Raw genomic sequence first — 7910 nt, 5'->3', positions numbered from 1 at the left:
TGTGTCAGACAACACTTCTGTCTACTGACACTCCCACTTCGCGAGCAAGCCCGCTCCCACATTGTTTCGGTGTTGAGGCTTAAACCGCCATCGGCGCGGTCATTGGGGCGTGGTGTTCGTAACCTTCCAGCGAAAAATCACTCGGCTCGATCAACTCCAGCCACTCCGGTTGATAAACACCCGTCTTGGCAAACTCCGGCACGCGATCACTGATCACCAGCTTCGGCATCGGGAACGGTTCGCGCTTGAGCTGTTCATTCAGCATGTCCAGGTGGTTTTCGTAGACGTGGGCGTCACCGATGAAATAGGTGAACCAGCGCGGCGTATAACCGGTCAGGCGACCGATCAGGCTCAGCAGCGCGGCGCCTTCGGTGAGGTTGAACGGCGTGCCCAGGCCCAGGTCGTTGGAGCGGATGTAGAGGGTCAGAGAAATCTCTTTGGTCTCGACATTCGGGTGGAACTGGTACAGCAAGTGGCATGGCGGCAAGGCCATTTCATCAAGCTGCGCAACGTTCCAGCCGTGGAACAGGATGCGGCGGCTGCCCGGGTCCTTGATGATGGTGTCGACGCACTGGCGGATCTGGTCGATCGCCTTGTACAGCACCACGTAAGCCTGGCCGTCTTCTTCGCCTTCAGCGATCTGACGATAGCCTTGGTTCAGGGTTTGCTCGATGGCGGCTTTATTACTGACCGGAATCTGCTTGTACGCTGGCCATTTGCGCCATTGCACGCCGTAGATCTCGCCGAGATCGTCTTCACCCTGACGGAACGGGTTGGCCAGCCACTGCGCGTTTTCGTTGGCGTTCTGGTCCCAGACCTTGCAGCCCAGCGCGCGGAATTCCGCGGCGTTATTCACCCCACGCAGGAAACCGCACATCTCGCCGATGGCCGATTTGAAGGCCATCTTGCGTGTGGTGATCGCCGGGAAACCTTCTTTAAGGTCATAGCGCAGCATCGCACCCGGAAAGCTGATGGTGTTCACGCCGGTACGGTTGGCCTGTTTGGTGCCGTTCTTGATGACGTGGGCGACCAGTTCGAGATATTGCTTCATGAGTTACCTGTGTCCTTGAACCCGCAGCCGTCGCTGCGGGGTTCGAATTTATACGGCTGCCGCTGGAGTCGCCGGGGCGCGGTGATACGCCAGCCAGATCAGGAACAGCCCACCAACGATCATCGGTACGCAGAGCACTTGGCCCATGGTCAGCCAGTTCCAGGCCAGATAGCCCAGTTGCGCGTCCGGTACGCGGACGAATTCGACGATGAAACGGAAGATGCCATAGAACAGCGCGAACATCCCGGACACCGCCATGGTCGGCCGCGGTTTACGCGAGAACAGCCACAGGATCAGGAACAGCGCCACGCCCTCCAGCGCGAACTGATACAGCTGCGACGGGTGGCGCGGCAACTGCGCCGGATCGCTGAACGGCGGGAAGATCATCGCCCATGGCACGTCGGTCGCCTTGCCCCACAATTCGGCGTTGATGAAGTTGCCGATACGCCCGGCGCCCAAGCCGATCGGCACCATCGGCGCGACGAAATCCATCAGTTGGAAGAACGACTTGTTGTTCTTTTTACCGAACCACAACGCCGCCAGCATCACGCCGATGAAGCCGCCGTGGAACGACATGCCGCCCTTCCACACCTCGAAAATCAGCGTCGGGTTGGCCAGATAAGCACTCAGATCGTAGAACAGCACATAGCCCAGGCGACCGCCGACGATAACGCCCATCGACATCCAGAACACCATGTCGGAGAGCTTCTCCTTGGTCCAGGTCGGGTCGAAACGGTTGAGCCGGCGCGACGCCAGCAGCCACGCACCGCCGATGCCGATCAGGTACATCAGGCCGTACCAGTGGATTTTCAGCGGACCGATGGCCAGGGCCACCGGGTCGATCTGCGGGTAAGGCAGCATTGCGACTCCTCGTTAGAGTTGAAACCTTCAAAATTCCCGGGCGACGCTGCCACCTCAGGATTAAGCCAGGATTGTGCGGTGCGTCAGATCAGAAAACTCAAACCCACGCAGAACAGCAAAGCGGCGAACAGTCTTTTCAGCAACTTCGGCGACAGCCTGTGGGCCAGTCGCGCACCGAGGCGGGCGAAAACCATGCTGGTCAGGGCGATTCCCAGCAGCGCCGGCAAATAAATAAAACCGAGACTATGGGCCGGCAGCAACGGATCGTGCCAGCCCAGAATCATGAAACTTAATGCACTGGCCAGCGCGATGGGCAGGCCGCACGCCGACGACGTCGCCACCGCTTGCTGCATCGGCACACTGCGCCAGGTCAGGAACGGCACGGTCAGCGAACCACCGCCAATCCCGAAAATCGCCGAGGCCCAGCCAATCACTGTGCCGGCCAGGGTCAGACCGACTTTCCCCGGCACCGTTCGGCTGGCCTTGGGTTTGATGTCCAGCATAAGCTGCACGGCAATGATCAGGGCAAACACGCCGATGATTTTCTGCAGGTTCGGGCCGGAGATCGCTTCGGCTGTCAGCGCACCGAAACCGGCACCGAGCAGAATGCCGACGGTCATCCAGGCGAAGATCGGCCAACGCACAGCGCCACGGCGATGGTGTTCGCGCACCGCGTTGACCGAGGTGAAGATGATCGTCGCCAGGGAGGTGCCGACCGCCAGGTGAGTCAGGATCGACGCATCGAAGCCCTGCAGGGTGAAGCTGAACACCAGCACCGGGACGATGATGATCCCGCCGCCCACGCCGAACAGCCCGGCGAGCACTCCGGCACAGGCGCCGAGCGCCAGATAGAGCAGAAATTCCATGCTGTTTCCCCACCCAACCCCAAAACCGGAGCGGCATGGTAACGGATGCATGGCCTCGGGCTCCACTGGATGGCGATGGATACCAGCACAATGACTGCGTAGAGTGGGCAAAAAAACACACAAGGACCACCTTATGTGCCTGATTGTCTTTGCTTGGCGCCCGGGTCATGCCCAGCCGCTGATCGTGGCTGCCAACCGCGACGAATTCTATGCCCGGCCCAGCCTGCCCCTGGCACAGTGGCCCGAAGCACCGCAGGTCTACGCCGGTCGCGACGTGGAAGCCGGCGGCACCTGGCTCGGTGTCGGCGCCAACGGGCGCTTCGCAGCCCTGACCAATATCCGCGACCCCCACCAACCGCCCGCCCGGAAATCCCGCGGTGAACTGGTCGCGCGATTTCTCAATGGCGACATGCCGATTGATGACTACTTGAGCGACGTTGTCGGACGTTCGCTGGAATATGCCGGATTTAACCTGCTGATCGGCAATGCCAATGAGTTGTGGCACTACAACGCACGGGAGACTGAGGCTGTGCTGTTGCAGCCGGGCGTTTACGGATTGTCGAATGCGGGACTGGATACGCCGTGGCCGAAGCTGCTCAAGGCACGAGCGGCGCTGGAGACGGTTCTGGAGAATCCGCAGCCTGAGGCGTTGTTGGCACTGCTGAGTGATGCGCAGACGGCGCCGTTTGCGGAGTTGCCGGACACCGGGGTGGGCTTGGCGACCGAGACGTTGTTATCGAGTGTGTTTATTGCCAGCCAGAGTTACGGGACGCGGGCGAGTACGGCGTTGATTGTTCATGCCGACGGCACCCGGCATCTGGTTGAGCGGAGTTTTGGGCCGTATGGCGGGCATTTGGGGGAAGTGGAGATCAGGATTTAGATTTGTGTTGTCTGGTCGGACGCCTTCGCGAGCAAGCCCGCTCCCACATTCGATCTGCGTCGTACCAGAGATCAAATGTGGGAGCGGGCTTGCTCGCGAAGGGGGCGCCGCAGATCTAGAGGGCTTTGATCGCCGCCGGATTGATCATCCGCGCCAACCCAAGGTTCTTCAGCGCCAACTGCAGCGAGCTGTGGATCACTTGCGGGTTGTCGATGGTCATCAACTCCGCGAGCAGTTCCTTGGCCTTGCTCAGGTTGATCTGACGCAGCATCCACTTCACTTTCGGCAGGTTGGTGGCGTTCATCGACAGGCTGTCAAAGCCCATCGCCATCAACAGCACCGCCGCCGCCGGATCACCGGCCATTTCGCCGCAGATGCTCACCGGCTTGCCTTCGGCATGGGCGTCACGCACCACGCTCTGAAGGGCTTGCAGCACCGCCGGGTGCAAATAGTCGTAGAGGTCGGCCACCCGCGGGTTGTTTCGGTCCACCGCCAGCAGGTACTGAGTCAGGTCGTTGGAGCCGACCGACAGGAAATCCACTTGCCGCGCCAGCTCCTTGGTCTGATACACCGCCGCCGGAATCTCGATCATCACGCCGATCGGCGGCATTGGCACGTCGCAGCCTTCATCGCGGACTTCACCCCAGGCCCGGTGAATCAGGTGCAGGGCTTCTTCGAGTTCATGGGTGCCGGAAATCATCGGCAACAGAATCCGCAGGTTGTTCAGGCCTTCGCTGGCCTTGAGCATCGCGCGGGTCTGCACCAGGAAGATTTCCGGGTGGTCGAGGGTGACGCGAATGCCGCGCCAGCCGAGGAACGGGTTGTCTTCCTTGATCGGGAAGTACGACAGCGATTTGTCGCCGCCGATGTCCAGGCTGCGCATGGTCACCGGTTGCGGATGGAACGCGGCGAGTTGCTCGCGGTAGATCGCCAACTGCTCCTTTTCGCTCGGGAACCGCTGGTTGATCATGAACGGCACTTCGGTGCGGTACAGACCGACACCCTCGGCACCGCGCTTCTGCGCCCGCGCCACGTCCGCCAGCAGGCCGGTGTTGACCCACAGCGGCATGCGGTGGCCATCGACGGTCACGCATGGCAAGTCGCGCAACGCATCCAGCCCGAGGGCCAGTTGTTTTTCTTCCTCGACCACTTCGGCGAACTGCTTGCGCAGCACTTCGCTGGGGTTGGTGTAGACCTCGCCGTGGTAGCCGTCGACGATCATCTGGATGCCGTCGACCTTGGAATACGGCAGGTCGACCAGGCCCATCACCGTCGGTATGCCCATGGCGCGTGCAAGGATCGCCACGTGGGAGTTGCCGGAACCGAGTACCGACACCAGACCCGCCAGCTTGCCTTCCGGCACCTCGCCGAGCATCGCCGGCGTCAGTTCTTCGCTGACCAGGATGGTGTTGTCGGGGTAGACCAGGGTCTGCTGACGCTCTTCCTGCAAGTAGGCAAGCAAGCGCCGACCAAGGTCTTTGACGTCCGAGGCACGTTCACGCAGGTAGGCGTCGTCCATCAATTCGAAACGGTTGACGTGATCGGTGACCACCTGACGCAGCGCGCCCTGGGCCCACTGACCGGTCTTGATCACGGTGGTCACTTCGTTGCCCAGCGCCTCGTCGGCGAGCATCATCAGATACACGTCGAACAAGGCTCGTTCTTCAGGGCGCAACTGCGTGGCCAGTTTGGCCGACAACGCGCGCATGTCGGCGCGCACGCCTTCGATGGCTGTCTTGAACAGACCCAGTTCGGCCTCGATGTCGACGATGGTCTTGTCCGGCACCACGTCCAGATCGGCCGGTGGCAACATGACCACCGCCGTACCGACCGCCGCACCCGGCGAACCCGGCACGCCGACGAACTTGGCTTCCTGGATGCCTTTGCCCTGACGGCCAAGACCCCGAATCGAACCGGTGGCCTCGGCGTGGGCGATAACGCCGGCGAGCTGCGCGCTCATGGTCACGAGGAAGGCTTCTTCACCTTCATCGAACTGACGGCGTTCTTTTTGCTGAATGACCAACACGCCGACGACGCGGCGGTGGTGAATGATCGGTGCCCCGAGAAATGAGGCGTAGCGCTCTTCACCGGTCTCGGCGAAGTAGCGGTAGCGCGGGTGATCCGCGGCGTTTTCGAGGTTAAGGGGTTCTTCACGCGTGCCGACCAGGCCGACCAGACCTTCGTTGGGTGCCATGCTGACTTTGCCGATCGAGCGCTTGTTCAAGCCCTCGGTCGCCATCAGCACGAAGCGGTTGGTCTCGGGGTCAAGCAGGTAGACCGAGCAGACCTGGCTGCCCATGGCCTCTTTGACGCGCAACACAATAATCCCCAACGCCGCCTTGAGATCCTTGGCGGAGTTAACTTCCTGGACGATCTTGCGCAGCGTATTGAGCATGGCTCGGGGTCGAACTCCGTCGTCAGTCGCGCGCTAAAAGGCGCGGGGCAAGCTCTTTGAGAGCGCGTCGATACACCTCGCGCTTGAATGTCACCACCTGGCCTAACGGATACCAATAGCTGACCCAGCGCCAGCCATCGAATTCCGGTTTACCGGTCAAATCCATCCGCACCCGCTGCTCGTTGGAGATCAGGCGCAGGAGAAACCATTTCTGTTTCTGGCCGATGCACAGCGGTTGGCTGTGGGTACGGACCAGACGTTGCGGCAAACGATAGCGCAACCAGCCCCGGGTGCAGGCGAGAATTTCAACATCTTCACGCTCCAGACCCACTTCTTCGTTCAACTCGCGGTACAAGGCGTCTTCCGGCGTCTCCTGGGGATTGATACCCCCCTGTGGAAACTGCCAGGCATCTTGATTGATACGGCGAGCCCATAGCACCTGTCCGGCATCATTCGTGAGAATGATCCCGACATTGGGGCGGAAACCATCGGGGTCGATCACGGCAACAACCTCGCAAACGCATGTCGCCGCATTGTTCCACAAAGGTTGTGAAGGCAGCAACGAGCCGGCCTACCTTATGTGCACTCTTGTGAAAAGTCCGTATTCTGGAGGCCTTTCTACAGACTTTTCAGCGAGTAACTGCAATGCGCCTGGCTTTATTCGACTTGGACAACACGCTTTTGGGCGGTGACAGTGACCACGCCTGGGGCGATTACCTGTGCGAACGCGGCTTCCTCGACGCCGTCGCCTACAAGGCACGCAACGATGAGTTCTATCAGGATTACCTGGCCGGCAAGCTCGATAACGATGCCTACCTGAACTTTTGCCTGGAAGTCCTCGGCCGCACCGAAATGGCCACGCTGGATCAATGGCACCTCGATTACATGCGCGATTGCATCGAGCCGATCGTGCTGCCCAAGGGGCTCGAACTGCTGGCCAAGCACCGCGAGGCGGGTGACAAACTGGTCATCATCACCGCCACCAACCGCTTCGTCACCGGGCCGATTGCCCAGCGACTGGGCGTCGAAACCCTGATCGCCACCGAGTGCGAGATGGTCGATGGCCGCTACACCGGGCGCAGCACCGACGTGCCGTGCTTCCGTGAAGGCAAGGTGACGCGGCTTAATCGTTGGCTGGAAGAAAGCGGGCATTCGCTGGAAGACAGTTATTTCTATAGCGACTCGATGAATGATTTTCCGTTGTTGGAACAGGTGGCGAATCCGGTGGCGGTTGATCCGGACCCGAACTTGCGCGCCGAAGCCGAGAAGCGTGGCTGGCCGGTCATTAGCCTGCGCGATTGATCACAGCATCCTGCAGGAGCCGGCTTGCTGGCGATCGGATCGACGCGGTTGTTCAGTTACACCGCGTTATCGTTGATCGCCAGCAAGCCGGCTCCTACACAGGCTTCGCGCCCATCAGTCCCGCAATGGCGACAAAACAAACAAAACTGAACAGTGCCAGCGCAAAGGTGAACTTGCCGTTGCCTCCCGGCGCCTTGCGCAACTTGTTCAACCGCACCAGCAACCAGAACCACGCCAACGCCGCCACGGTGTAGAGCACACTCGACGCCAGCAACCACGTCTGCCCCAACGGCCAGCCCACCAGGTGCACCATCCACCAGCCGGTGAACGGCATGCTCAGCAGTGCCAGCCCCATCAACAGCCAGATGAACACGCGAGGTCTTTGCAAAGTGCGGCTTGCCGCCGTCGCGTCGCCCGTACGCCGGGTCCGCCAGACCCAGATCCCCAGGCCCAACGCACACACCAGCAACACCACCGTCGCGACCATGTGCGCCACTTTCAGGGCGGTTAACGTTTCCATTGTTCGATTTCCTTATGACCTGCCCATCAGCGTAG

8 protein-coding genes are annotated in these 7910 nt (G+C 60.8%); 2 read left to right on the top strand and 6 right to left on the bottom strand.

Features of this window, described 5'->3' with window-relative positions:
• Positions 1–79: 79 nt before the first annotated feature.
• The 3 genes from PMI01S_RS12790 to PMI01S_RS12780 form a co-directional block, all read right to left on the bottom strand.
• On the bottom strand, positions 80–1051 hold the full coding sequence (locus PMI01S_RS12790) for a thymidylate synthase (protein ID WP_084320392.1): 972 nt from the start codon (positions 1049–1051) through the stop codon (positions 80–82).
• A 48-nt stretch (positions 1052–1099) separates the two neighbouring features.
• Complete coding sequence (lgt, locus tag PMI01S_RS12785; RefSeq protein ID WP_017341323.1) at positions 1100–1912, bottom strand: prolipoprotein diacylglyceryl transferase; 813 nt, start codon at positions 1910–1912, stop codon at positions 1100–1102.
• Between the two features lie 83 nt (positions 1913–1995).
• Positions 1996–2778, bottom strand: coding sequence for a sulfite exporter TauE/SafE family protein (locus PMI01S_RS12780; protein ID WP_084320391.1), 783 nt, complete (start codon positions 2776–2778; stop codon positions 1996–1998).
• Positions 2779–2911: 133 nt separating this feature from the next.
• Here PMI01S_RS12780 and PMI01S_RS12775 point away from each other — a divergent pair, with 133 nt between their 5' ends.
• On the top strand, positions 2912–3658 hold the full coding sequence (locus PMI01S_RS12775) for an NRDE family protein (protein WP_084320390.1): 747 nt from the start codon (positions 2912–2914) through the stop codon (positions 3656–3658).
• A gap of 115 nt (positions 3659–3773) precedes the next feature.
• Here PMI01S_RS12775 and ptsP read toward each other — a convergent pair whose 3' ends face one another.
• Both ptsP and PMI01S_RS12765 read right to left on the bottom strand, forming a co-directional pair.
• A complete protein-coding gene (ptsP, locus tag PMI01S_RS12770; RefSeq protein WP_084320388.1) occupies positions 3774–6053 on the bottom strand; it encodes a phosphoenolpyruvate--protein phosphotransferase in 2280 nt (759 codons plus the stop codon).
• A 22-nt stretch (positions 6054–6075) separates the two neighbouring features.
• Positions 6076–6555 (bottom strand): RNA pyrophosphohydrolase, encoded by a 480-nt coding sequence (locus PMI01S_RS12765; RefSeq protein ID WP_007897732.1) that lies wholly within the window; start codon positions 6553–6555, stop codon positions 6076–6078.
• A gap of 143 nt (positions 6556–6698) precedes the next feature.
• Between PMI01S_RS12765 and PMI01S_RS12760 the strand changes: the two genes are divergently transcribed.
• Positions 6699–7355, top strand: coding sequence for a histidinol-phosphatase (locus PMI01S_RS12760; protein ID WP_084320386.1), 657 nt, complete (start codon positions 6699–6701; stop codon positions 7353–7355).
• A 94-nt stretch (positions 7356–7449) separates the two neighbouring features.
• Here PMI01S_RS12760 and PMI01S_RS12755 read toward each other — a convergent pair whose 3' ends face one another.
• Positions 7450–7875, bottom strand: a complete 426-nt coding sequence (locus PMI01S_RS12755) for a DUF2269 domain-containing protein (RefSeq protein WP_084320385.1) — start codon at positions 7873–7875, stop codon at positions 7450–7452.
• Positions 7876–7910: the final 35 nt, after the last annotated feature.

The organism is Pseudomonas migulae NBRC 103157 (assembly GCF_002091715.1).
GTDB classification, from domain to species: Bacteria; Pseudomonadota; Gammaproteobacteria; order Pseudomonadales; family Pseudomonadaceae; genus Aquipseudomonas; species Aquipseudomonas migulae_A.
This window is presented reverse-complemented; position numbering and strand designations above follow the sequence as displayed.